18 protein-coding genes are annotated in these 23812 nt (G+C 57.0%); 12 read left to right on the top strand and 6 right to left on the bottom strand.

Annotated features, from left to right (window positions below):
- Positions 1 to 10: 10 nt before the first annotated feature.
- Positions 11 to 391, top strand: a complete 381-nt coding sequence (locus LOC70_RS22860) for a hypothetical protein (RefSeq protein WP_230256373.1) — start codon at positions 11 to 13, stop codon at positions 389 to 391.
- A gap of 442 nt (positions 392 to 833) precedes the next feature.
- Positions 834 to 3218 carry a flagellar filament capping protein FliD gene (fliD, locus tag LOC70_RS22855; RefSeq protein ID WP_230256372.1) on the top strand — a complete coding sequence of 795 codons (2385 nt, stop codon included), beginning with the start codon at positions 834 to 836 and terminating at the stop codon, positions 3216 to 3218.
- A gap of 50 nt (positions 3219 to 3268) precedes the next feature.
- Here the strand turns inward: fliD and ispF are convergent, their stop codons facing one another.
- Positions 3269 to 3766 (bottom strand): 2-C-methyl-D-erythritol 2,4-cyclodiphosphate synthase, encoded by a 498-nt coding sequence (ispF, locus tag LOC70_RS22850; RefSeq protein ID WP_230256371.1) that lies wholly within the window; start codon positions 3764 to 3766, stop codon positions 3269 to 3271.
- Positions 3767 to 3875: 109 nt separating this feature from the next.
- On the opposite strand from ispF, the gene LOC70_RS22845 reads away from it, so the two are divergent.
- Both LOC70_RS22845 and LOC70_RS22840 read left to right on the top strand, forming a co-directional pair.
- On the top strand, positions 3876 to 5330 hold the full coding sequence (locus tag LOC70_RS22845) for a peptidylprolyl isomerase (protein WP_230256370.1): 1455 nt from the start codon (positions 3876 to 3878) through the stop codon (positions 5328 to 5330).
- A gap of 133 nt (positions 5331 to 5463) precedes the next feature.
- On the top strand, positions 5464 to 6906 hold the full coding sequence (locus LOC70_RS22840) for a Gfo/Idh/MocA family protein (RefSeq protein ID WP_230256369.1): 1443 nt from the start codon (positions 5464 to 5466) through the stop codon (positions 6904 to 6906).
- A 17-nt stretch (positions 6907 to 6923) separates the two neighbouring features.
- Here the strand turns inward: LOC70_RS22840 and LOC70_RS22835 are convergent, their stop codons facing one another.
- On the bottom strand, positions 6924 to 8198 hold the full coding sequence (locus LOC70_RS22835) for a DUF1570 domain-containing protein (protein ID WP_390889103.1): 1275 nt from the start codon (positions 8196 to 8198) through the stop codon (positions 6924 to 6926).
- 197 nt (positions 8199 to 8395) lie between these two features.
- On the opposite strand from LOC70_RS22835, the gene LOC70_RS22830 reads away from it, so the two are divergent.
- The gene (locus LOC70_RS22830) at positions 8396 to 9688 is read left to right on the top strand and encodes a hypothetical protein (RefSeq protein WP_230256367.1); all 1293 of its coding nucleotides are present in this window, start codon (positions 8396 to 8398) and stop codon (positions 9686 to 9688) included.
- A 46-nt stretch (positions 9689 to 9734) separates the two neighbouring features.
- On the opposite strand, the gene LOC70_RS22825 is transcribed toward LOC70_RS22830, so the two are convergent.
- The 3 genes from LOC70_RS22825 to LOC70_RS22815 form a co-directional block, all read right to left on the bottom strand.
- The gene (locus tag LOC70_RS22825) at positions 9735 to 10097 is read right to left on the bottom strand and encodes an MGMT family protein (RefSeq protein ID WP_230256366.1); all 363 of its coding nucleotides are present in this window, start codon (positions 10095 to 10097) and stop codon (positions 9735 to 9737) included.
- 438 nt (positions 10098 to 10535) lie between these two features.
- A complete protein-coding gene (locus LOC70_RS22820) occupies positions 10536 to 11318 on the bottom strand; it encodes an LON peptidase substrate-binding domain-containing protein (protein WP_230256365.1) in 783 nt (260 codons plus the stop codon).
- A 3-nt stretch (positions 11319 to 11321) separates the two neighbouring features.
- Complete coding sequence (locus tag LOC70_RS22815; protein ID WP_230256364.1) at positions 11322 to 12068, bottom strand: Bax inhibitor-1/YccA family protein; 747 nt, start codon at positions 12066 to 12068, stop codon at positions 11322 to 11324.
- A gap of 461 nt (positions 12069 to 12529) precedes the next feature.
- On the opposite strand from LOC70_RS22815, the gene LOC70_RS22810 reads away from it, so the two are divergent.
- On the top strand, positions 12530 to 13108 hold the full coding sequence (locus LOC70_RS22810; protein WP_230256363.1) for a dCTP deaminase: 579 nt from the start codon (positions 12530 to 12532) through the stop codon (positions 13106 to 13108).
- A gap of 64 nt (positions 13109 to 13172) precedes the next feature.
- Here LOC70_RS22810 and LOC70_RS22805 read toward each other — a convergent pair whose 3' ends face one another.
- Complete coding sequence (locus LOC70_RS22805) at positions 13173 to 13337, bottom strand: hypothetical protein (protein ID WP_230256362.1); 165 nt, start codon at positions 13335 to 13337, stop codon at positions 13173 to 13175.
- A 130-nt stretch (positions 13338 to 13467) separates the two neighbouring features.
- Between LOC70_RS22805 and aceE the strand changes: the two genes are divergently transcribed.
- The 6 genes from aceE to LOC70_RS22775 all read left to right on the top strand — a co-directional run bounded on the left by aceE (position 13468) and on the right by LOC70_RS22775 (position 23772).
- Positions 13468 to 16197 carry a pyruvate dehydrogenase (acetyl-transferring), homodimeric type gene (gene aceE, locus LOC70_RS22800; RefSeq protein ID WP_390889102.1) on the top strand — a complete coding sequence of 910 codons (2730 nt, stop codon included), beginning with the start codon at positions 13468 to 13470 and terminating at the stop codon, positions 16195 to 16197.
- Between the two features lie 129 nt (positions 16198 to 16326).
- Complete coding sequence (locus tag LOC70_RS22795; protein WP_230256361.1) at positions 16327 to 17733, top strand: 2-oxo acid dehydrogenase subunit E2; 1407 nt, start codon at positions 16327 to 16329, stop codon at positions 17731 to 17733.
- Positions 17734 to 18021: 288 nt separating this feature from the next.
- Entirely contained in the window at positions 18022 to 20427 is a 2406-nt protein-coding gene (locus tag LOC70_RS22790; RefSeq protein WP_230256360.1) for a beta-agarase, read from the top strand.
- Positions 20428 to 20488: 61 nt separating this feature from the next.
- Positions 20489 to 21760, top strand: coding sequence for a putative sensor domain DACNV-containing protein (locus LOC70_RS22785; protein WP_230256359.1), 1272 nt, complete (start codon positions 20489 to 20491; stop codon positions 21758 to 21760).
- Positions 21761 to 21844: 84 nt separating this feature from the next.
- The gene (locus tag LOC70_RS22780) at positions 21845 to 22171 is read left to right on the top strand and encodes an ArsR/SmtB family transcription factor (RefSeq protein ID WP_230256358.1); all 327 of its coding nucleotides are present in this window, start codon (positions 21845 to 21847) and stop codon (positions 22169 to 22171) included.
- A gap of 29 nt (positions 22172 to 22200) precedes the next feature.
- Complete coding sequence (locus LOC70_RS22775) at positions 22201 to 23772, top strand: hypothetical protein (RefSeq protein ID WP_230256357.1); 1572 nt, start codon at positions 22201 to 22203, stop codon at positions 23770 to 23772.
- The last annotated feature ends 40 nt before the right edge of the window (positions 23773 to 23812 follow it).

The raw sequence follows: 23812 nt of genomic DNA, 5'->3' as shown, positions 1-23812 counted from the left end.
TTCACGTGCCATGAAACGCATCGTCCTATGCCTCGCCGCCCTGGCCGCATTCAGCGGTTTGGCCGGCAACACCGAAGAAGCCCAAGCAGGCGACCCCTACGCGGTCACTCAAGTTTGGAATCACAACTTTGCCCAAACGCGTCCGTGGCACGGCAATTACTACTACGCTCCCTACGGTCAGCCGACTGCATTGGTGGTTCCACCCACCGCTCACATGCGTCAAACGTATTCGTGGGGCGTCAGCCAGAACCTGAACCATCCGATTTATCACCAGTTTGGTCGCAGCGCCACCATGCCGGGTGCAGCGGCTCCTGGTCAGTTCGCACCGACGCCAAATTGGCCCAGCCACACCGATCAGTTCGGCGTGTACTACGTTCGCGGCCCTTGGTGATCCGAGCACAACGGATCAACCCAACAACACATTCGGGACGGTGTTCCCTCCGAATCATCTCGTCCGGGAGCTGGTTTGGCGGAGACATCGTCCCGTTTTTCGTAGACCAACCGAAGTGAGACTCTCGACTGGAGACCGCTTGCATGGGCGGCAAAGCACGGACCTGCATCAGCGGTCATCGGGTTCCCAACAGATGCAACCCGAACAACCGTCAATCGGAACCCGGTTTCTCCACTTTACCGGACGGTTGTTCACTTCGATGCGGTGGATGGTCCGGATCGAGACCTAGATTTCACTGTCACAATCCGAAATTCCCGGGATGCGCGCCCGCTGGGTGTATCAACTCCGGCAGAAGTTGGACCGAACAACCGAACTTTGCCGATGAAAGGGAAACGGAGTGGCTTGAAACTCCTTTTCCCGCTTTTCATCGCAGTGCATCGTCATGGCTCGTTTGCAATCATCGATCGGATTGATCACCGGAACCGACATCGTCGGGACCGTCGACCAGTTGATGGCGATCAATGGGCGGCCACGAGACCGCATTCTCGCCAAGACCGAAGAACTGCAAGGGCAGCAGCAACAAATTGCTTCGCTGACGGCATCCGTGATTGGTGTGCAGTTGGCCGGCGATGCGCTCGGTTCGTCCTCGCTATTCAGCAGCAAGAACGCATCGTCCAGCAACGAGTCCGCATTGTCGGTTTCGACGCAAGACGAAGTCAGCAACGGATCGCATCTGATCCGCACCTTGCGAACCGCAGCCACACACAGCGTCACGACCGCACAAAGCTTCAGTGACATCGACGAAGCTTTGGGACTATCGGGATCGTTGTCGCTGAAACCGAGCGGTTTTGTTGATTCCAAAGTCAGCCTGTCACAACTGAACAACGGACTGGGCGTCGAAGGCGGTGTCATTCGTTTGACGGATCGCAGTGGTGCATCGGCGGAAGTGGATTTGACCCAAGCTCAAACCATCGACGACGTTCTGCAAGCCATCAACGACGCGGATGTGGAGATCCAAGCGACAACGGCGGGCGGCAAGATCAAGTTGATTGATCAAACCGGATTGTCGGCCAGCAACCTGAAAGTCGAACAACTGGGCACCGCCGAAACAGCGGCTGACCTGGGACTGCATGGCATCGATGTTGCCGCCGGTACTGTCGAAGGGCATGACATTCCGCTGCCTGACGGCGTCGACACATTGCGTGGTGCCAGCCTTTCGACCCTGGGTGGAGGCAACGGCATCGGAACGTTGACCACTCTCGACATTCAAACCGGTGACGGGAGTACCGCCAGCATCGATGTGTCATCCGCAGCTTCGCTGAACGAAGTCATTGACCTGATCAATGAAAGCGGCTTGGACGTCATCGCGAAAATCAACGACGCGGGAAATGGTTTGCGTCTGCGTGACGTATCCGGCGGCGCTGGCACATTCGAAATCAGCAGTTCCGATGACACCGCAGCCAACCTCGGCATCGCCGCGTCCACGACAGACGACATCGTGGTCGGCGACGACCTGAATTTACAAACCGTCACCACCGACACCAAGCTCTCGGATTTGAATGGTGGTGCAGGGATTGGCACGGGAAGTTTCACCATTCGCGACAGCAACGGTGGCACGGCGGCGATCAACTTGGCGGTGGATGAACTCGAAACCGTTGGCAATCTGATCGACCGCATCAACTCCTTTGACATCGGCGTCGAAGCGGCAATCAACGAGAACGGCGACGGCATCGTGGTCACAGACAACGCCGGCGGTTCGCTCTCGCTCAAAATCGAAGACACCGGCAGCGGAACCGTGGCCGCGAGTCTCGGGTTGGCTGGAACCGCCGATCCCGGCGAGAGCCTCGTTGGCAGCGAAAGCGTCTCGATCGACATCACGGAAGAGGACACGCTGGAAACGATCGTCGAAAAGATCAATGAATCGGGACGCTATGGTTCCGCATCGATCGTGACCAACTCCGATGGTTCCTACGGTTTGCAGATCCGCAGCACCCAAGGCGGCGAAGACGGCCGAATCGCGGTCAACCTCGACGGCGTTGACTTGAGTTTCCGAACCACCTCGCAAGCTCAGGACGCTGTGATTTCGATTTCAACCGATGGCGGAGTGGAACGTTTTGTTTCGTCGACGGACGGCGTGTTTGAAGACGAAGTCACCGGGCTGAATTTGACATTAAAAGAGTTGTCCGCTGACCCGATCACGGTGACGGTGGATGATGATCCCGACACAATCATTTCCGCCGTCGAACGTTTCGCGGACCAATACAACAAGCTGATCGACAAGATCGAAGAGGTGACGTTCTTCGACGCGGAAGCCAACGAGGTCGGACTGCTGTTTGGCTCCACGGAAACTCTGCGGATCCAAAACGGATATTCGCGGTTGCTGACGGGAACGTTGGCCGGATCCAGCGGCGAAACGATTCGTTCCTTCAGCCAAATCGGAGTTCGTTTGGATGAGAACGGCGAACTGCAAGTCGACAAGACCAAACTCCGCGCGGCTCTGACGGAGACCCCCGAAGCCGTTGAGAAGTTCTTCATCAACGAAAATGAAGAGGGCGAAAACGTCGGCATGGTCGGCCAACTGTCTCGCCTCGCGGACACCTACGCGGGCAGCGACGGTGGGATGCTGATCCGCAAGACGCAAACGATTGCCAATCACATCGAGCGCAACGACGATCGTGTCGAGTCGATGAACACACGATTGGAAGCTCAGCGCGAACGATTGCTGAAGCAGTACTACGACATGGAAGAAGCAATCGCCAAGATTCAGGCGAACACCTCATCCATCAGCAGCATCGAGTACATCGGCCCAGTCGGCTCATCCGAATGATCGGTCGCAACGTAGTGCAGGCTGCCAGCCTGCATCAAACGCCTCTTAGCTCACGATTGTCGCCGCAGTATCACGACAACGCGGGCGGCGATGGCTTCGCTGCGGCCGACGGCGTCGACACCCTCCCCCGTCTTGGCCTTCAGCCCAATTCGGTCACTTTGAGTTTGCAGTAGCTCCGCCAGCTTCCCTCGCATCACGTCGATGTGCGGCGCCATCTTTGGTTTCTGTGCCAAAATCACGGCGTCCAGATTGTTGATGGCGTAGCCAGCCTCCGTGATCCGACGGACGGCTTCCTTAACGAAGTCGCTGCTATCCCGATCGCGATTTTCATCGGCATCGTCGGGGAACAAACGGCCAATGTCCGGTCCCGCGATCGCTCCCATCAAGGCGTCCGTGACCGCATGCAGGAGGACATCGGCGTCACTGTGTCCGATCGCATGAAAGTCACCGGGAACGTCGTGCCCTCCGATCCGCAACGGTCCGCCATCGCCCAGACGATGCGAATCGTATCCCAATCCAATCCGAAAATCCAAGAGGTCAGTCGTCATCAGCGTCGCGGAGGCAAGAGTTAAATCAGCGTGGAATCGATGCCTCGTCAGGTTACCGGTAGATGCGGATCAAACCATCCCCTGGTTCGTTGCGTACCGGCGGACGAGAATGCTTTTCTCGGTTCTCATTCGCCCCTCGTTCCAGCCGATCGTCTTCTTGGCCCCACGCATGCTTGTTCCTTCGACATTGAAAACGACCATCCGCCGCCGGTATCACTTTACCGCACCTTTGCGAGCCTTGTTGCTGCTCGGCGGCGTGAGTTGGGCGGTCTTGGCGACAGGCCTGAATTCGCCCGTTTTGGCGCAACCACCTGGAGTCGGCGCCCCCAGCGAACAAGGGCCTGGGCCATCCGCAGCCAACTCGAAGGCTGATGTCGACGGCGGCCGAGTGAAGGACGATCAAGCGATGATCGAAAAAACGAAGGCAGAGATGCCCGAGGAGATTCGCAAAGAAGCCGAAGCTGCCTACGAGAAGTTCCAAGCGACCCACGAGGAGCTGACCACTGAAATGCTGGAACTTCGAAAGCTCCACATTCGGTTCAACAACGACATCGACCGCAGTCCCCAAGCGTCCAAAGCGTTCCGTGCTCAGCAGCACAAAGTCTGGGACGTGATGCAAAAGCAAATGAAGAACGCAGTCGAGGTGTTTCGATTGCTTCCCAGTCCCGAGGCGGCGAGCTACATGGTCACCATGGTGCAGCACAATTTCGACCATGACATCTACGATTTGCCGACCTACGAAGCCGCCGCTCGTTTGATCGACATCGGACAAAACTATCGCTACTTGTTTCTGACGGCGGCGCGTGCCGGCGTGGCGACCGGGAACTTCGAAACTTCGAGGAAGGTTTACGACGCGTTGGAATCCGACGAGCTGGAAAAGGTCGATTTGGCCAACCAGCACTTCATTGATGAGCTTGAAAAACAGTTCAACGAAGAAAAGGAGCGGATGGAAAAAATTGACCGAGATGCGTTGCCTCAGGTGTTGATCAAGACGACTCGCGGCGACGTGCTGATCGAGCTCTATCCCGGCGAGGCCCCCTCGACGGTCGCCCACTTCATCAAGTTGGTCAAACAAGGCTTCTACGACGGCCTGGACTTCTCGCAAGTCGTCTCCAACATGCTTGCCTTGTCAGGTGATCCCAACGGCGACGGACGAGGCAACAGCGGCCAATTTCTGATGGACGAACACGACAACGAGAACGCTCACTGCGCACTGCGGGGTTCGCTTGTCATGGCAAAAATCCCCATGGGAGAAGGACGTTTCATCGAGAATTCCGCCAGCTCCCAATTCGCGATTTTCTTCTTGCCTGTCGCCGGGGCGAAAGAGCAGCAGACGATCTTTGGCCGTGTGATCGAAGGCATGGATCGAATCAGCCTGCTGCGTCGTCGCGACCCATCCAAGTCGGACGAGAAGAAAATTCAGCTTCCACCAGACGCGATCATCTCTGCGGAGGTTGTTCGTGAAGGGCCGGAGTTGCCGGAACCAAAGTACGTGGATGTCGCGGCCGAGCTGAAAAAGGCCCAAGAAGCCGGTTTGATCAAGCTGAAAACGCCAGCGGAGTGAGCGACCGACGTCGGCTAGCAATCGTGCGTGTTCAACGAAATCGTTGGCCTGATCGGTCGACTCGGTTAGAATGAGTCGTCCCACCTCGGTTTTCGACCGCCCCCCACCTCCCCACTCGCATTCGCGAAACGACATGCCGTCCGACTCGAAGCCTTCTCAGCCTCAGACCGCAAACGCGAAACGCATTGCTGCCGATTCCGAATCGCAATGCAGTGCTGCGTCCTCCGGCGACAGCGACTCGGGTCAGCGTTCCAGCGTCTTGAATCAACGGGCGAGCCGCCGATGCTTCATCCAAAGTGGCGGCATCATGCTCGCCGGGGGCAGCGTGCTGACGCCCGGATTGGATGCGGCGGAAGGCGTCCACGCCAGCGGCAGCGACGTGCTCAAAATTGGCTTGATTGGCTGCGGCAGTCGTGGAACCCAGGCGGTCATTCAAGCCTTGCAAGCGGATCCGGCCACACAACTGGTCGCGATGGCAGACGTTTACGAAAGCCAACTGCATTCGAGCTTTCGCGCGATCAACGGGCGTCATGCCGATCGGGTCCAAGTCGAAGGACAGCGATTCGTGGGATTGGATGCTTGGCGTCAGGTGATCAACAGCGACGCCGATGTCGTGTACCTCATGACGCCGCCAGGCTTTCGTCCTTTGCAGTTCGAGAAGGCCGTCGACGCGGGCAAACATGTTTTCATGGAAAAGCCCGTGGCAACGGACGCGCCCGGAGTGCGACGCGTGCTTCGCGCGGGCGAGGCTGCAAAGCAGAAAGGTCTGGCGATCGCGGTCGGTTTGCAACGTCACCATGATGCTCGCTACCGCGAAACGATCGATCGATTGCAAGATGGTGCGATTGGCGATTTGATTTACGCACGTGCGTACTGGAATGGCTCCGGAGCCAAGACCAACAGCCGACGAAACGTCACGACCGAATTGGACCATCAGCTTCGGCATTGGCGGCACTTCGACTGGATCGGCGGCGATCCGATCGTGGAGCAACATGTCCACAACTTGGACGTCATCAACTGGTTGTTCGGTCAGCATCCGATCACGGCTCAGGGGCAAGGCGGTCGCGATCCGCAAGCCAATCCGAACCTGGGCAATTCGTTCGATCACCACATGATCGAGTTTGCTTACGCCGGTGACAAACGTCTGCTCAGCCAATGCCGGCGGGCTCGTGGATGCTGGAACAACATTGGCGAACACGTCCATGGAACCAACGGTTCATGTGACCTGGCGGCGGGCACGATTCGCGATTTCGACGGAAGCGTCATCTGGAAGAGCGATGCCGCTACGAGCAAGGACCGCGGAAGCCAACAAATGCAGACCGATTTTTTCTCGGCACTACGAAGTGGGACGCTGCCCAATGAAGTCGAATACGCCGCAAACAGCACGATGACCGCGATCATGGGACGAATGGCCAGCCACTCAGGCAAGCTCGTTCGGTGGAACGACGCATTGAACAGTCAACAAAGTTTGGCCGACGTGGAGGCTTTGCAATCGCTGCGTTGCCCGGCACCCGTGTTGCCGTTGGCCGATGGCACTTACGAAACGGCGACGCCGGGCCAAACCAAAGTTGTCTGAATCGAAACGACCGCAGCTTATTTCGATGGCAACTGAGCGACAAAACGCGTCAACCGATTGCTGAATTCGCGGACATCGGAGCTGACGACTCGTTCGAAATCGATCATGCGTTGCCCAGACCGATACGTCTCAAACGGCGGACGGGTGGCGGTGAAGTTGAGGATGTCAGCAAACGCCTCAGAGTCGCGTTCCGCTAAGTAAAACATCATCGACCACGCCAAAGCGTAAGCGGTGTGAATCGTGGACGGATTTTGAAACAGATCATCGCTGCGGATCATTCGCGAAACCCACTTGTGAACTTCCGCTGGATCGTTCATGTCGATGGTATCTCGAAGTTGCCGCACGCTTTCGAGATTGACCCGTTCGGCCAATCGTGTGCCTGAACGCCCGGAACTCATGGCTTCGGGTTCGAACATTTGGCCGATGCCTTCGGTGACCCAGCTCGGCGTGTCATTGACTCGGCTATGCACCCCGCAGTTGAACGCGGATTGGTGTGCGGCCTCGTGACGAACCGTCGCCGCAATCGTGCTGATCGCTCCGCCATCGTGCGTCATCACTCGATTGCATTTATTCGCGTACAAACCAGCCACTCGGGAAACATCAATTCCCAAACGTTCGATCTCGTCGTACATGGCTCGCGCATCCGGCAACACGACGGCCACCATCGGGAATCGCCCTTCGCGAACCTTGACCCCTCGGCGAACCATGTAATCCACAAAGGATCGGTGGCATTGTTCGAACATTTTCGGCCAACGATCGCCGCGGCCACGCGGCTGGACCACCAAAAAGTTGTGCGTTGCAATCACATCAAATTCACGACCAAACTCGGCTCGCAAGCGATTGCGAAGCTCGACGTGCGAGGTGGGTTCGAAGGAACCTTCGGCCGTTCTCAACGAGTTGCTCTTCTCCGCGCGTTCGATGGTGTGCAGCCATCCGTCTCGGCCAATCACCAACGATTCTGTCCGTGATTCGATGAGGTGCAATCCGGTTTGCCATTTATTTCCAATCCGAAACTCCACCAACCCCGGCCGAATGGATGGGATCGCCGATCGCGTCGAAACCAAATGACCGTTTGGATCGGGATTGACCGGGGCAACGGGTTCCGCCAGTGCGGTGTTGCCGCTGAGGACGAAGCCGATGCCCGTGAGCAGACAGATCGCAATCGCGAAAACGGAGCGATGCGTGCTTCGGCGAGACGAGATAACGGTGTGGAATGGCTGCATCGGCATCATGGAGATCAACGGCGAATAGCAACAAGGACACGGAACCGAACCGTTGATGCCCCCCAACACCCACGCGTACTAATCAAGCCTAGGTTAAGATTGAAGGGGTGGGCGGACATGCATCCTCGATTGAACAGAACCAGCAACGTTGACTTGCGGTTGTACCGCCCGTGCATTGATTTTCATTCCGAAACTTTGGCCGAAAACTTGACATGCACCATTTTCTAAGCTCAATCCACCGGCTTGTTTGCTCTGCGTTGACTTTGATGGCGTTCAGCATGGTCCTGCAAAAGTCTTCCCCGGCATTCGCACAGCCGCCATCGACTGAACCAGTCGCCACGGAGGTTGACCTGGAACTCGAAGTGCCGATTTGGATCGCGGAACTGGATGCCGCGGAAGCGCGGACTCGACGTGCGGCGGAGCAGAAGTTGGTGGAAGCCGGTCCCGAAGCAGCGGACCACTTGCCGGCGATTCTGGATGAACTGTCCATCGAAGCACGCGAGCGTTTGAATCGGGTCCGCAAACAATGGGCGCAAGCCAAGGCGGAGATCCAACTGAAGAATGACTTGGTGCGACTGCAAAACGCGAAAACGCTGGCGGATGCTTTGGAAGCGATCTCGACGGCGAGCGAAGTCGAGTTTGATACCGAGCGTTTGGGCAACGCAATCGACATGCAAAAAAGCATCGATCCGCCCCGATCACCGCTGACGTTTTGGCACGCCGTGGATCATGTTTTGGATCAAGCGAAACTGGACATCAACTTCTACGGCGGCGATCGAAACACATTGATGCTGATTCCCCGCGACGAAAATCGGCCTTCGCGAGTGGAGTCGGCGGCGTACGTTGGCATCTATCGTTTGGAGCCGACATTGGTCACCGCACGACGTGTTCTGAAGTCTCCGGAGTTGAGCGGACTGAACCTCAACCTGACCATCGAATGGCAACCCAACCGGACGCCGATCGGATTGTCGCTTCCCATCGGATCGCTGAACGGAAGCCTGGACACGGGCGAAGCCATGGTCCCGCAAGCAACCGGTGAAACGATCGACATCGCGACCAACAGCGAACTGGCACAGAGCGAGTTTTTCTTGCCTATGCAGCTTCCCAAGACCCAAGCCACAAAGATCGAACGTCTGTCAGGGTCGTTGACGGCAATGATCCCAGGCCGCCGCGAATCGTTCGAGTTGGATCTGAATGATCCAACCGCGGAACAAACCGAAGATCAAATGATCGTGGCCATCGAATCCATTCGAGACGCAGATCCCCTCCGAGAAATTCGCGTGTCGGTTGAACTGGAACAGGCCGGACGTTCTTTGGAGAGCCATCGACAGTGGATCTTTGAGAACGAAGCCTACGTGGTCCTGCCCGATGAAACGCGACTGGATCATTTGGGTTACGAAGTCTTTCGGCAAACCAACTCCGGTGTTGGCATTGGTTACTTGTTCGACTTCGGCGCGGATGGATCGCCTCCTCCCGGTGCGAAGCTGATCTATGAATCGCCCACGTCGGTGGTGCGAGACACCGTGGATTTCATTCTTAACGACATTCCAACACCGTGAATCCTACACCACGATCGGTCGGATCCGTGGTCGCGTGAATTCGTCTTTAGCTTGCAAAACGGCCCCGCGGCGACCGCGTGACTTTCAGCCGGACCAACGTCACACCTTCCTCAACAAGTCTTGCTTCTTGTAAAGACGGATTGACCGGTGGCAAGCGACCATCGTTGTAGACGACACGCCACCACGGCAGCGCATCGACGCTGGCCCCCAGCAGTTGCCCGACCGCACGATGGCGACGTGGGTAACCGGCTCGTTCCGCCACGTCACCGTAGCTGACGACCTCGCCACTTTTGAGTGACTCAATCACGCGAACGAACGCGATCCGCATGGGATCGGTTTCTTCTTCGCGACGCGTCCATTCAGTGGAAGAACGCTTCGTTTTTCCCGGTGATTGACTAGAGCGAGCCATGGGTGTTTGCCGACATCTCGGCGATTTTTTCGTGGGGAGCGAACCTGAATGGATTTGCATCCGTCTTGACCATCGACGATCATATCGTCACTGGGTTGCGATGACGCGTCGCAACGAAACTTCCGCACGTCTGTTTGTCTGTTCTGGTTGGCGCCTGGGCAAACAACGTCGAACCATGTTTTTAAAGGAGGTGATCAAGTGGATTATTGCTGTACTAGCCAACGGGGTGGAAACCCTTGACGAAAGTCGGCGGGCTGACGCCAGGGTCAGCCACCCCACTCGCGATCACTTTCTAGAACGCGAGCATTTCCCGCTTGCTGAGATGGTTACCTTGGTCTCGGCAGGCGGGTTTTTCATGCGCTGACGGGGTTCATGCACCGACGAATGCACAAGCCCACACTTTTCCCACCGTCGCTTGGAAGCGGAAAAGGCGTTCACTCAGTTTGCACTGAACGGAGGCGGGAACTCTTTGCGAGGTTGCAATGCATCGGCCAAGTCGAGATTGCCTTCTTCCACGCTGACCGATTGCAGATCCAAACCACCTCGCTGGATCATTCGAATCAGCGTCTCCGCACGCTCGTCCACATCGGACATCCCCAGCAACCGGATCTTTTCATCGGGGGCGAATGGCAATGTGTAAGCGATGATGTCGGTGATTGGACCAACGCCCATTTGACCGGCCATCAGATCATGCAAGCTTTTCTGAGTGCCTTCGCTCGCCGGGATGATCTTGCCGAAGGCCTCCAGCAATCGCTTCTTCAAATCGCTGCGTTTCTTCGTCGCCGCGGGAAGATAGAAGTCATCGATCAAATCCACACGAGCGGATCGAAACGGCCGCCCGGTTTCGATCTCGTGGCGGACGGTGGCGCGGCGGATTCCGACCAACAAAATGTTGTGACGGTCATCGTCCAGTTCCGCGTGCGAGATGATCTTGCCGATGCAAACCGTCGACGCGATCGGCGGCAGCATGTTCAGCGGCAACTTCGATGGCACAGCATCATCTTCCGCAACGCTTCCTTGCGGCGTGGTCAGCGTCGCCATCGTGACCAATTGGTCCGTTGCCAGAGCTTCTCGCAACATGTCCACGTAGCGAGGTTCGAACACGTGCAATGGTTGCATCGCATGGGGAAACAGAACGAGTCCCGGCAATGGAAACAACCGGACCAGCCCATCGAAATCATCCGGCAGGCTGGTCACACCCGTGATCGAATCGAAACTCATGAATCAGTCGTCGCTGGAGAAGGCAATCAGGATTCGCAGCACGTAGTAGAACAGCAAAGCAACGGATGCGAACAACGCGAGCGATGCGGCAACGTGTTGGCGAGTGTCATAGTGATGAAGCACGTTCGACGTGTCATACAAGATGTAGCCGCATGCCAAGGCCACCATGGCGGCACTGAAGAAAAGCCCCAGCGAAAAGCCGAACAAGACGCCGCAGAACACAGCGCCCATCGCAACCAAACCGGCGACAAACAGATACGTTCCCCACGATGCCAAGTCGACTCGCGTGAACATCACAAATCCCGTCAGTCCAGCGAACGTCAGCGTGGTGATGATGCCTGCCAACACGGGAATTTGAGGCTGGCCCATCAGGACCACAGCGATGTACATCAACGGCAACATGATCACGGCTTCGGCGATCACATACAGCCCCAATCCCGCGTATTGCATCCCACGAGATTGACCGCTGCTGGCCCAAGACCGAGCCATCCAACTGACGGCCATGAAGGCACCCAGCACCAACAACCAAGCGTAGCCACCGGTCATTCGCTGGACCAACATGGTCATCGTGTCGGCGGGGACCACGGTGAACAGCACGACTTCCAACGCCAAAAACGCGAAAACGGCTCCGCACAGGTGAGCGTAGGTTCGGCGAATGAATCCGATGCGTTCGGATTCATCGGCATAGATCGCCGCGTTGCCATAGTTCACACCGTCGACGCCGGCGGAGTAAGGGTTGATGTTGCTCATGAGGTTTCTTTCGCTGCGTATGTCAGAGACAGAGTGATAGAAAATGGCTGGGTGATCGAAGGTGGCAAGACCGATACGCCTGAGCCGCATGTTGCCCGGGCCGTCTTTCGTCTGAGCCACATCTTGGAGTGAGCGGACTCGAACAACGAGCGGCGGTCACGGGCCTCTCGTTGCGTTTCACACCGGAGACTTTGCGGATCAGTCCAATTCTACGGAGCAAATCGGTTGTTGCTCGGCGGAAGCGTCTGGGTTTTCAGAAATATACCCCAATGCCACTGGAAGGGGATCAATCATCCTCTCGAACTCGTTAAATTGCGGGTTGCGATGAGGTCAGCGGCATCAAAGCGATTGGGTGGTCTGGAGCATTTGGGTGTGTTCCTGCCGTTCGCGTGCGTGGTCGCCGACTCGTTGCACCTCTGTCGATGGCTGTCGCGTCCCATTTCGCAAGGTGAACCTGGATCATGATTCTCTCCGGTCAAGACATTCAAAAGCGTCTGGGTCAGGACATCGTGATCGATCCATTCGATGCCTCGCGATTATCGCCCAACAGCTACAACCTGACGCTGCACGACGAGTTGCTGGTCTACGAAGAAGTCGTCTTGGACGCGGCCTCGCCCAATCGGTACCGACGACTCCACATTCCGGACGAGGGACTGACGCTGCAACCCGGCACGCTGTATCTGGGTCGGACCGTCGAACACACCGAGACTCACGGGTTGGTGCCGATCATTCAGGGCAGGTCGTCGTTGGGACGCTTGGGACTGTTTCTGAATCCGGGCGGCAGTCTGGGCCACGCGGGTTATCGCGGCACGTGGACTCTGGAGATGCACTGCGTTCAACCCGTCCGCATCTATCCGCATATTCAGATCTGCCAAATCACTTACTGGCAGGTCAGCGGAGATGGGCCGGGGAATGCGAGCGAGAAGTACCAGAACAGCCACGACATTCAACCAAGTCTGATGCACCGCGAGCTGGGTTTTGATGACCGCGACACGCAGCTCGAATTGGGTTTTGATGAAGCCATTCAGAGCCATCCATGAAGTTTCGCCGCTGATCTTGGCCGGATGGAGACCGGTGGACGCCGAACAAGTGTGCTGGATTGAACTAGCGGCCAGGCAGGTGGGCGGTGCGTCCCTCGCTGGCACCTTCGATCGGCGGGCGGCTTTTCGCTGCGATGGCGTTCAACCGCGACGAATTGTCGCTCGCGGCGGACGTTGCCTGTCGCGGACCGCCGCGGGAATCGGGTTGAAAAATCAAACTGTCCAGCATGAGCAAGTTGAATTCCACTTTTGCTCCTAACCTTGCTGGATTTGTGCAGGTATCGCTAAACTACTAGGTCTGACCGAAAACTCGACCTATCTGATCCAATCGTCCGCGAGCCCGGAGTTCTCTGCTCTCTATGTCCGAATCAAAATCCGTCGCTCAAGCCGAAATTTCCCAGAACCTCGGCGAATTGAATCACTCGCCGGACGTCGACATTGACGCGGCTGAAACACAGGAGTGGATTTCCTCTCTGGAGTATGTCCTGCAAAGCAAAGGCCCCGAACGGGTCAAATTTCTGATCGACCAACTCCGCGACCGAGCCGCGGAAGAAGGCGTGCCACTTTCCTCCGACACGGCCACGCCCTACGTCAACACAATCCCGCCTCATGAGCAGCCCGCCTACCCGGGCAACCGAGAGCTGGAACGCCGCATCAAATCGATCATTCGCTGGAACGCGATGGCGATGGTGGTTCGAGCCAACAAACGTCCCGGTGGCGTCGGCGGTCACATCAGCACCTTCGCCAGTTCCGCGACACTCTACGAAGTCGCCTTCAATCACTTCTTCAAAGGCCGCGGCGAAGACGGCTACTCGGGCGACTCGGTTTACTTCCAAGGCCACGCCTCACCCGGCATGTATTCACGGGCTTATTTGGAAGGCCGACTCAGCGACGAAAACCTGGACAACTTCCGCCGCGAATTGGCACCGGGCGGTGGACTATCGAGCTACCCACACCCATGGTTGATGCCCGGTTTCTGGGAATACCCCACGGTCTCGATGGGCCTCGGCCCCATCATGGCGATCTATCAAGCTCGCTTCAACGAGTACCTGAACGATCGCGGTATCAAAGACACCAAGGGCCAAAAGGTTTGGGCGTTCCTGGGTGACGGTGAATGCGACGAACCGGAAACGTTGGGCGCCATCGGACTGGCTTCACGCGAGAAGCTGGACAACCTGATTTTCGTGATCAACTGCAACCTGCAACGTTTGGACGGCCCCGTCCGCGGCAACGGCAAGATCATTCAAGAATTGGAATCGATCTTCCACGGAGCCGGATGGAACGTCATCAAAGTTGTCTGGGGTGGCGAATGGGACGAGTTGCTTGCACGTGACACCACGGGCTTGCTCGCCAAACGCATGAACGAAGTCGTCGATGGTCAGTACCAAAAGTACACCTCGATGCCCGGCAGCTACATCCGCGAGCACTTCTTCGGCAAGTACCCCGAATTGCTCGAACTGGTCAAACACCTGTCAGACGAGAAACTGGAAAAGATCCGTCGCGGTGGTCACGACCCAGAAAAGGTTTACGCGGCGTATCACCGTGCGACCACGCTGAACAACGGCAAGCCAACCGTGATCTTGGCCAAGACCGTCAAAGGCTACGGTTTGGGCGAAGCCGGAGAAGGCCGCAACGTGGCTCACAACCAAAAGAAGATGAACGAAGCCGAGCTGCTGGAATTCCGAACTCGATTCGGCATTCCAATCAGCGACGAAAAAGTCGGCGACGCTCCGTTTTACAAGCCACCGGCCAGTAGCACCGAGATCAAGTATCTCAAAGAACGTCGCGAATCGCTGGGAGGCCCCGTGCCAAGCCGTCCGACCGAGCATCCGACTTTGGAAGTCCCCACGCGGGAAGACTTCGGCAAGCTGATTGCCAAGTTGGAAGATAAGAGTTGCAGCACCACGTTCGCGGTCGTGCAGACTTTGATCGCGATGTGTCGCGACAAGAAAATTGGCAAGTACGTTGTGCCAATCGTGCCGGATGAATCTCGCACGTTTGGGATGGAAGGCATGTTCCGTCAATTCGGCATCTACGCTCACGCGGGTCAGCTGTACGAACCCGCCGACAGCGGCCAAATCGCCTACTACAAGGAAGCCCAAAACGGCCAAATCTTGGAAGAGGGCATCACCGAGTGCGGTTCGATCTCCAGCTTCAATGCGGCGGGAACGGCTTATAGCTGCCACGGGATCAACATGATTCCGTTTTACATCTACTACAGCATGTTTGGTTTCCAACGGATCGGCGATTCGATCTGGGCGGCCGCTGACATGCGAGCCAAAGGTTTCCTCGTCGGTGGTACCGCCGGTCGTACGACGCTCAACGGTGAGGGTCTGCAACACCAAGACGGTCACAGTTTGCTCAACGCCATCGCTTTCCCAACGGTTCGTGCCTACGACCCCGCCTTCGGTTACGAAGTCGCCGTCATCGTCCAAGAAGGCTTGGAACGAATGTACGAGAAGGGCGAAGAGTGCATGTACTACATCACCGCCGAGAACGAAGAGTACCATCACCCAACGATGCCCGAAGGTTGCGAAGACGGCATCATCAAGGGGATGTACAAGTTCAAGAGCCGCGACGTGGACGGAGCCAAAGCTCGCGTTCAATTGTTCGGCAGCGGTGCCATCCTGAACTGTGCACTGAAAGCACAAGAGATCTTGGCCGAGAAGTACAACGTGGCCAGCGATGTGTGGTCGGTGACCAGCTACACGCTGCTTCGCCGTGACGCTCACTCGGTGGAACGTTGGAATCGCTTGCATCCAACCGAGACGCCTCGCAAGAGCTACCTCGAAGAAACGCTGGAAGGCGTCGAAGGTCCGTTCATCTCCGCAAGCGATTACGTGCGGGCTCTTGGCGAACAACTCACGCCATGGATCCCCGGCGACTACTACGTGTTGGGAACCGACGGCATGGGACGCAGCGAAACTCGCGACGCCCTGCGTCGCCACTTCGAAGTCGACGCCGAGTCCATCACGATCGCCGCTCTGGGACGCTTGGCCAAAGCCGGTGTGTTCGAGGCCGCTGATGTGGCTCAAGCGATCAAAGACCTGGATTACGATCCTGAGAAAACCGATCCTTATTTCGCATAAGCTCGATCGGACTCACGCGAGCTGGCCTGCTGCGGTTTCGTCAGTTGCCCTCGGCGACGATGGGACCGCCGGAACGGTGGAGCATCGCGAATCAAACCTTCTCCAAATCACCTCTGACATACCTTTCTCATGACTGAAGTCAAACTCCCTGAACTCGGCGACGGCATCGAATCCGGCGACGTCTCTGAAATTTTCGTTTCTGTCGGCGACGTGATCACCGAAGGCCAGGACATCGTGGAAATGGAAACGGACAAAGCGACCGTTCCCGTTCCCAGCGACGTGGGCGGCAAAGTCACCAAAATTTCGGTCAGCGAAGGCGACACGGTGCCGATCGGTGGTGTGTTGATCGAGGTGGAAGCCGCTGCAGGAGCCGCTTCGACACCCGAACCCGCTGCTGCCCCAGAACCGGAAGCCAAACCCGAACCAACGCCCGAGCCCTCCGCCCCGGCGCCCACGCCCGAACCCGTTGCAGAAAAGCCTGCCACTCCCGCGCCGGCTCCTCCCGCACCGCCTGTGGCGCAACCCGTCGCGACACCACCGTCAACTCCCGCCGTCGCGGAAACTCCGGCCGTTCCAGAAGCCGGCGGATCGATTCCCGCTGGTCCCGCCATTCGTCGTTTCGCTCGCGAAACCGGTGTGAATCTTAGCAGCGTCACAGGCACCGGACCTGGTGGTCGAATCACTCGCGACGATGTTCTTGCTGTCGTTCGGTCGGCCAGCCAAAAGGCTTCGGCACCTGCTGCCAAACCCGCCTCGTCCGCTCCCGCCGCAGCACCACGAGCGAAAGTGGTCTCCGGCGATTTGCCCGGCACACCTGACAACGACGACTACGGCCCGATCCGTGTCGAACGCATGAGCAAGATCCGGAAAACGATCTCCGCTCAAATGCACCTGTCTTGGTCCACCGTTCCTCGCGTGACCAACTTTGACGATGCCGACATCACGGACCTGGAGCGTCTTCGTCAAAGCAGCAAAGAAGACTACGCTGCGCAAGGGTTGAAGCTGACCACGATGCCATTTTTGGTCAAAGCCGTCGCGACCGCATTGCGTCATCACCCCTCGATGAACGCGGTGATTGATTCGGAAAATCAGCAGGTCATCTACAAGGACTACGTCAACGTTGGCATCGCGGTCGACACCGACAACGGTTTGGTTGTCCCGGTGTTGCACAACACGGATCAACAAGGCATTCCAGACATCGCTCGCGGTGTGGCGGAGATGGCCGGCAAGGTTCGCAGTGGCAACTTCGCCGTCAGCGATCTGCGTGGCGGTACCTTCACGATCAGCAACTTGGGAGCGATTGGTGGCCAGTACAGCACGCCCATCGTGAACGTTCCCGAAGTCGCCATTTTGTTGGTCGGACGTTCGCGAAAGATGGCTGTCGTGATGCCCGACGATTCCATTCAACCTCGTTTGATGATGCCACTGAGCCTGTCTTACGATCACCGTTTGGTCGATGGTGGAACGGCCGCTCGCTTCCTCAACGATGTGATTGGTTACCTGCAGGCACCCAGCCGACTGTTGCTGGCCCTGTAAGTTCTCAAACGCAAACTGCAAACCTTCGCCGAGCCCCCGTGGCTCGGCTTTTTTTATGCCCCACTCCCGTAGGTCCGGTTCCACCGGACTCACCTGTAGGTCCGGTTCCACCGGACAATGCTACTCACCTGTAGGTCCGGTTCCACCGGACGATCACCCAAATCACTCTCAATCCGCCCCCATCCGTGGAACCGACAACAACCACTGCTCCATACATTAGACAAACTTCGATATCAGAACGATCATGAAGGATCCCCGTCTCGTCTCCCCACGTTCGAGCTCATCCTCATGAAACGACTCGCTGGTCTCCTGTTGTGCCTTGCGTTTTCACCATCACATTTGAACGCCCAAACATCCACAGCCCCCGCTATCGTCAACGCGGGCTTGAGCGAAGAAGGCATCGCTCGCCGGGACGCGCACCAATACCTGTTTGATTCCTTCGTTCAAGACAAACAGGTGCGATATCGCGGCGAAGGCGACCACCGAACCATCGAAGAAGTCGTTCTTTCAAGCGAGAAACACGAGCTGAGTGGCGAGATTGCCATCGAGCTTCCCAAGGGCAGTTCTCGAGTCGCATCGCTGTTCAAATACATCATTCTGCGAGGAGAGAACCTGACCTCGCTGGGCGGCATCGATGTCGCGCCTTACACCGGGGGTGGAACGGTGGAACGAAGTGCCCAAGAGCCCGAGTTGTATCGAGTCAAACTGCCCGCGATGCCGGTCCCCAGCGACGACATGCCGGCCATGGTGATTCGCACCACTTGTGCGGACGGGCAGACCGCCGTGGTCACGGAAGTCGCCTTCAATGCGTCCGGTCGTCTGCCAAACACCTTTGATGAGATTCCCTATCGAACGCTCGGTGCGGACCAACCACGTTTGCCAGTATCGGTGAAAGTGGACCTGCAAAACGAACTCTCGATCGCGGGTCACATTGATCTGGAGCGAGAAAAGTTCTTCCGCTACTACGCCGCCCCCGGGACATCAGACAAAAGCTTCGAGCAGTGGGCTGCTTCCAAGAACTTTCGTCCGGGACGTCAAATCTCGAAACTGCATCCGGGACTCGTCATTGGCTACGGACCAGGCGAGAAGCTGAAAGAAAATCCAAATCGCAAAGGAGCCGCCGACCTCAGCTTCTTTGAACGCAACGACTCATCGCCGTCAAAAACCATCGAAGCCTTCGAAGACATCGACTACGCGATGTGCCTGAATGATTACCCCGAATTCATGTCGGTGGAACATGTCGGCCGCGGAACGCCTTTGGTCGAACACTTCGGTGACGCGGCGGAGCTTGCAGCTTCGTACATCGCGGACCAACTGCATGATGGTGGCCGCACGGCAGCTTGGTGGGAAGTCAAAAACGAGTCGACCATCAAAGCCGAGTGGGACTATCACTGGAAGAAAGAGTACGACTCTTGGAAGCTGTTGGCGGACTTTCACAACCAAGTTGCGCAGGCGGTCCACCAAAAGACGCCGGATGTGAAAGTCGGTGGGCCGACCTCTGCTTGGATGCAGTTGCACGTGAACGACTTCAGTCTGTATCGCGATCAAGCCCGATTCATGGACCTGACCAACGAGGACCTCGACTTCTATTCGCACCACTTCTACGAAGACACCGGGACACTCGGTGCATGGGAACGTCGAAAAACCGGTTACTCGGGATATCTGCTGGGGCGATTGGAAGCCACCTTGGACATGCTGCGATCTCACATGGAATCAACCAACAACGTCAAACCCATGTTGATCACCGAGTGCGGTTCCTTGCAACCCGGACGAGGTGCCGCGGATCATTGGCTGCGGTTACGTTCGTTCAGCGCTTTCACCCACAAATTCATGAACCGGCCCCACCAGCTCGATCTGTCGGTTCCGTTTATCTTCACGAACATGCACTGGAATCCGTTCAGCGGCAACGCCGCGTTTGTTCCCGGCGAGGGTGCTTCCAATCGCGGCCCGTTGGATGATTTCGTCGCGACGCCAGTGTCGAATTACTTCGAATTGTGGAAGGACTTTGGTGGCCGAAGGCTGCCGGTCCGCGTGGACGGGATCGCATCAGTTGGCATGGATGCGACCGCGGTTTACACCGGAAATCGCCTGCAAATTGCGTTGACCAACATGACCAGCCGTCAACTGGCAGTGAAACTGTCGGACTTGATCGGCGAACCACTTGGCGGACAAACCGTCACGCAGCGGCGGCTTCGGTATGACAACGGACATGTTGTTTACGAAGAAGCCTTGCCTCGATCCGCCACGGCGACCATTCCCATCGACGCGGAGGAAACCACCGTGCTGACAGTCGATTTTGCGGCGGACGTGCAGCCAACGGGCACGAGGCAGCGCAACTTCATATTCGCGACTGGTACCGCGGTTGCACTGGACGAACCCAAGACGTTTGATTTGACGCTGGCGGACCGCCCAAAGATCACAATGGCGACTTTGGTGATCGGTGTCCATCGGAACGATGGTTTGCGTGAACCTCTGGTCGGCAGTTGGAACGGTCGTCCGATCCGTGTTCAGCCGGATTGGTCCGCGGAATTCCGTCAGATGATGGCTCCCTTGGAGATTCCAATCGATCCCGCTCAATTGCAAGATCAGAATGAATTGCAATTGGAGACACACGAAGGATTGACGGTGACGTCGGTCCAATTGCGGGTGGAAACGTTGCAGGCGAAGTCACCGGAACACGCCTCGGCGAATTGATTCGAATCTGGGGTTGGAAGTCCGGCAATCGAAACTCACACCATCAGGATCACTGGTTGTCATGGATGGACTTTCTTCCTACCCCACCGAGATGGCTTTGGTGCTCGCGAAACAGTGGGAGCAGCTCGAGTATCCCGTCGAGTTGCTTCCCGATTCGCGATCGCTGATTGCCTTGCTGGACGTTTGTTATCAAGCCAGCCTGTTGCGGGAAGAGGACGCACCGGTTCGTTGTCGGATCGTGTATGCCAATCCGACCCAACTGAATTCATTCGCGAGTGAGCAAGCTCGGCCGCACGTGCTGACGTTCGCGGAGGCCACACCGTTGTCGCCGCACAACCTGCGGAAGCTCTATGCCGCGGCCGATTTCTATCGAGCGGTCTTGGCGGTTCACACCGACGACGAAGGGCGACTAAGCATTTGGGGATTGGTTGTGACCGGCACCGAATGGGTCAACCAAGTCGAAGGTAGCCGATCGGGTCAAGTCACTCTTCCGCCGAACCTGCTGATCCACGCGATCGGCCCGGGGCATTTGGTGGTGGGATCGGGTCACCAACGTGTGTTGGAAACCAATCAAGGCCAATTGCTGACGGATGGCTTTGATCCGTTTCGATCGGCTTGGATCTCGGGACGTTTTTCGCATGTTCGCGAATCTTTGCTGGATCGATTGCCCGAACCTCGCTCCGGTGAAGAATGGCCAACGGTTTGCCCGTCGTTCGTTCGAGATCTGGCTCAGAACATGGTTCGCCGGGTCTTGCGTTTGGTTCGCAACCGACGTCACGGTGGTTTGCTGGTGTTCTTACCCGACGGTGCTCACGATGATGGAACTTGCGAACGTTGGCTGCGTTTTCGGATTCAGTTCCAGCCGAACGAATCCACGATGCTGTATCGCGGTCTAATGGTCAGGCTGATGACTCGAGCGTTGGAAGTCGCGCGTTCTCGTCAATTGGCTGTGCTGACTTGGTCGGACTACCAACAGTTTCGCGACGCCGAACTGAGACGGTTCGACGATCAATTGATTGACTTCAGCCACTTCTTAGCGGACATGATGACGGTCGATGGAGCGTTGATTCTGGATCACGGGTTTCGGCTGATCGGATTCGGCGGCGAAATTCTGGGTGACAGGCCCATCCAACGAATCCATCGTGCCACCGACATTGAAGCCAACCGCACGGTGATGGAACGAGCCGACTCGGCTGGAACGCGTCACCGATCGGCGTATCGACTGATCGATGGTTTGAATCAAGCGATCGCGCTTGTGGTCTCGCAAGACGGCGATGTTCGCTTCGTCGCGCACCACAATGGTCGACTCACCTATTGGCCGTATCTGCCCTAGAACTCACATCACAACATTGACCGAACCGACCTCCGGCGATAGCATTGATCGCAAATTGACGATTGTCTTGTTGCGAGAGAAGCCTTGGCTAAGAAGTCTACGAAGAGCAAATGTGATGCGACGCCGGTCAAGCTGAAACCGGATCCGACGGCGGAAGACTTCGCCAAACTCGCGTGGGCGATCGCGCATCCCGCGCGAGTTCAGATCGTGCGTTTTCTGATCAGGCGTGACGCCTGCATGTGTGGTGAAATCGTGGCTCAGCTTCCGCTCGCCCAGTCGACTGTATCGCAGCACCTGAAAATCCTAAAAGAATCAGGACTGATTCAAGGCGAGGTGGATGGGCCTCGGGTTTGCTACTGCATCAACGAAAATCGGCTGAAGCAACTCAAGATGTTTGTCTCGCAACTTTGATGGCTTCTGACATGCGTGGAGTCGAGATCGTGCATCGATCTTGCGTCGCGTTCATTCTCGTGCTGTTCGTGGCCGTGATGAGCATGTCCCGGTCTTCCATCGGGTCGGAACCAAGCGACTTCTTCGCCATACGCGTGGTGGACCAAGAAACCGGTCGCGGCGTGCCATTGGTTGAATTGCGAACAACCGATGAGAATCGCTATTTCACCGACAGCAACGGTTACGTCGCATTCTACGAACCTGGATTGATGAACCGAGCGATTTGGTTCGAGGTCCACAGTTGGGGCTATGAGAGCCCGCGAGGACCGTTCGATTTGCCAGGGCTGACGCTGCAAACCACCCCCGGGACAGAACAGTCCATCCGGATCCGGCGCATCAACGTGGCCGAGCGTTTGTATCGACAGACGGGAGTTGGCATCTACAGGGATTCCATGTTGCTCGGAAAATCAGTTCCGCCGATGGCCAAGAACTTGAACGCAGATGTTGCAGGATGTGATTCGGTTCAAACCGCGTTCTACCGGGGAAAGATGAGATGGTTTTGGCAGGACACTGATCAGATCGGGTTTGGTTTGGGAAATTACAACATGACCGGTGCGACTTCGCCGTCGCCGCAACAAATCGATCCTGATCTCGGCATTGATTTTCGGTACTTCACTCGCGAAGACAGTCCCTTCGTGCGACCAATGGTATCAATCGAGAACGCCGAACAATTGCCGATTTGGGTCGATGGTTTGATGGTGGTGAAAGACTCGACGGGACGCGAACGTTTGGTGGGTCGCAGCGTTGCCGCGAGAAAGGACTTCTCGGTCGCTCGAAGCTGCTTGCTGATCTATGACGACACGGCCGAGCAATTTCGCCATTTAAGGGACTTACCGTTGCCGACGGAGTCGAAGCGATTCCCTCACGAACATCCCGCCTTGGTCGCGGAAGGCGAAGAACAGTACTTTTACATCGGCTGTCCACCGAACATTCGAGTCCAAGCAAGCTTCGAAGCGGTGACGGACCTGGGACGCTATGAAGGACTGACCTGTTTGCTTCCGGATGGAAGCGTCGACCGGACCGCGGCCGGGCAAGTGCGTTTTCGCTGGGAGGCCGAGGCTGATCCAGTGACGCAAGAAGAAGTTCGCCGACTCTTGGCAGAAAACCAGGCCACTGGTGCCGAAGTGCCCTTCGCACTTTTTGATGTGGAAAGCGGGAGGAGCATTGACTGTGCTCGCGGTTCCATCGCTTGGAACCCGCATTGGAAGGTGTGGACGATGTTGTTTTGCGAACGAGGCGGAGACAGCTTCCTCGGTGAGGTTTGGTTCTCGACCGCAAAGTCTCCGGCGGGCCCCTGGCTTCATTGCCAAAAAGTTGCAACTCACGCTCGTGCCGGACAAGACATGAACTTTTACAACCCGATGCAGCACGCTGAATTGATGCGGGGCAACGGTCGGTTTGTGTACTTCGAAGGAACCTTCGTCAACACGTTCGCGGCCGCATCGGTCCCGGTTCCTCGGTACAACTACAACCAATTGATGTACCGGCTGGATCTCGACGATCCGCGCTGGAAGTTGCCGGAGCCGCCCCCCGCATTGAAAATGAATTCCAAAGCCAAATGACTGCAATCGGATTCTAATTGGATCCTCGAGCGACGAAGAT

The sequence above is a fragment of the Rhodopirellula halodulae genome (assembly GCF_020966775.1).
GTDB lineage: Bacteria > Planctomycetota > Planctomycetia > Pirellulales > Pirellulaceae > Rhodopirellula > Rhodopirellula halodulae.
The sequence above is the reverse complement of the archived record's forward strand: the minus strand, read 5'-3'. Positions and strand labels throughout refer to the sequence as shown.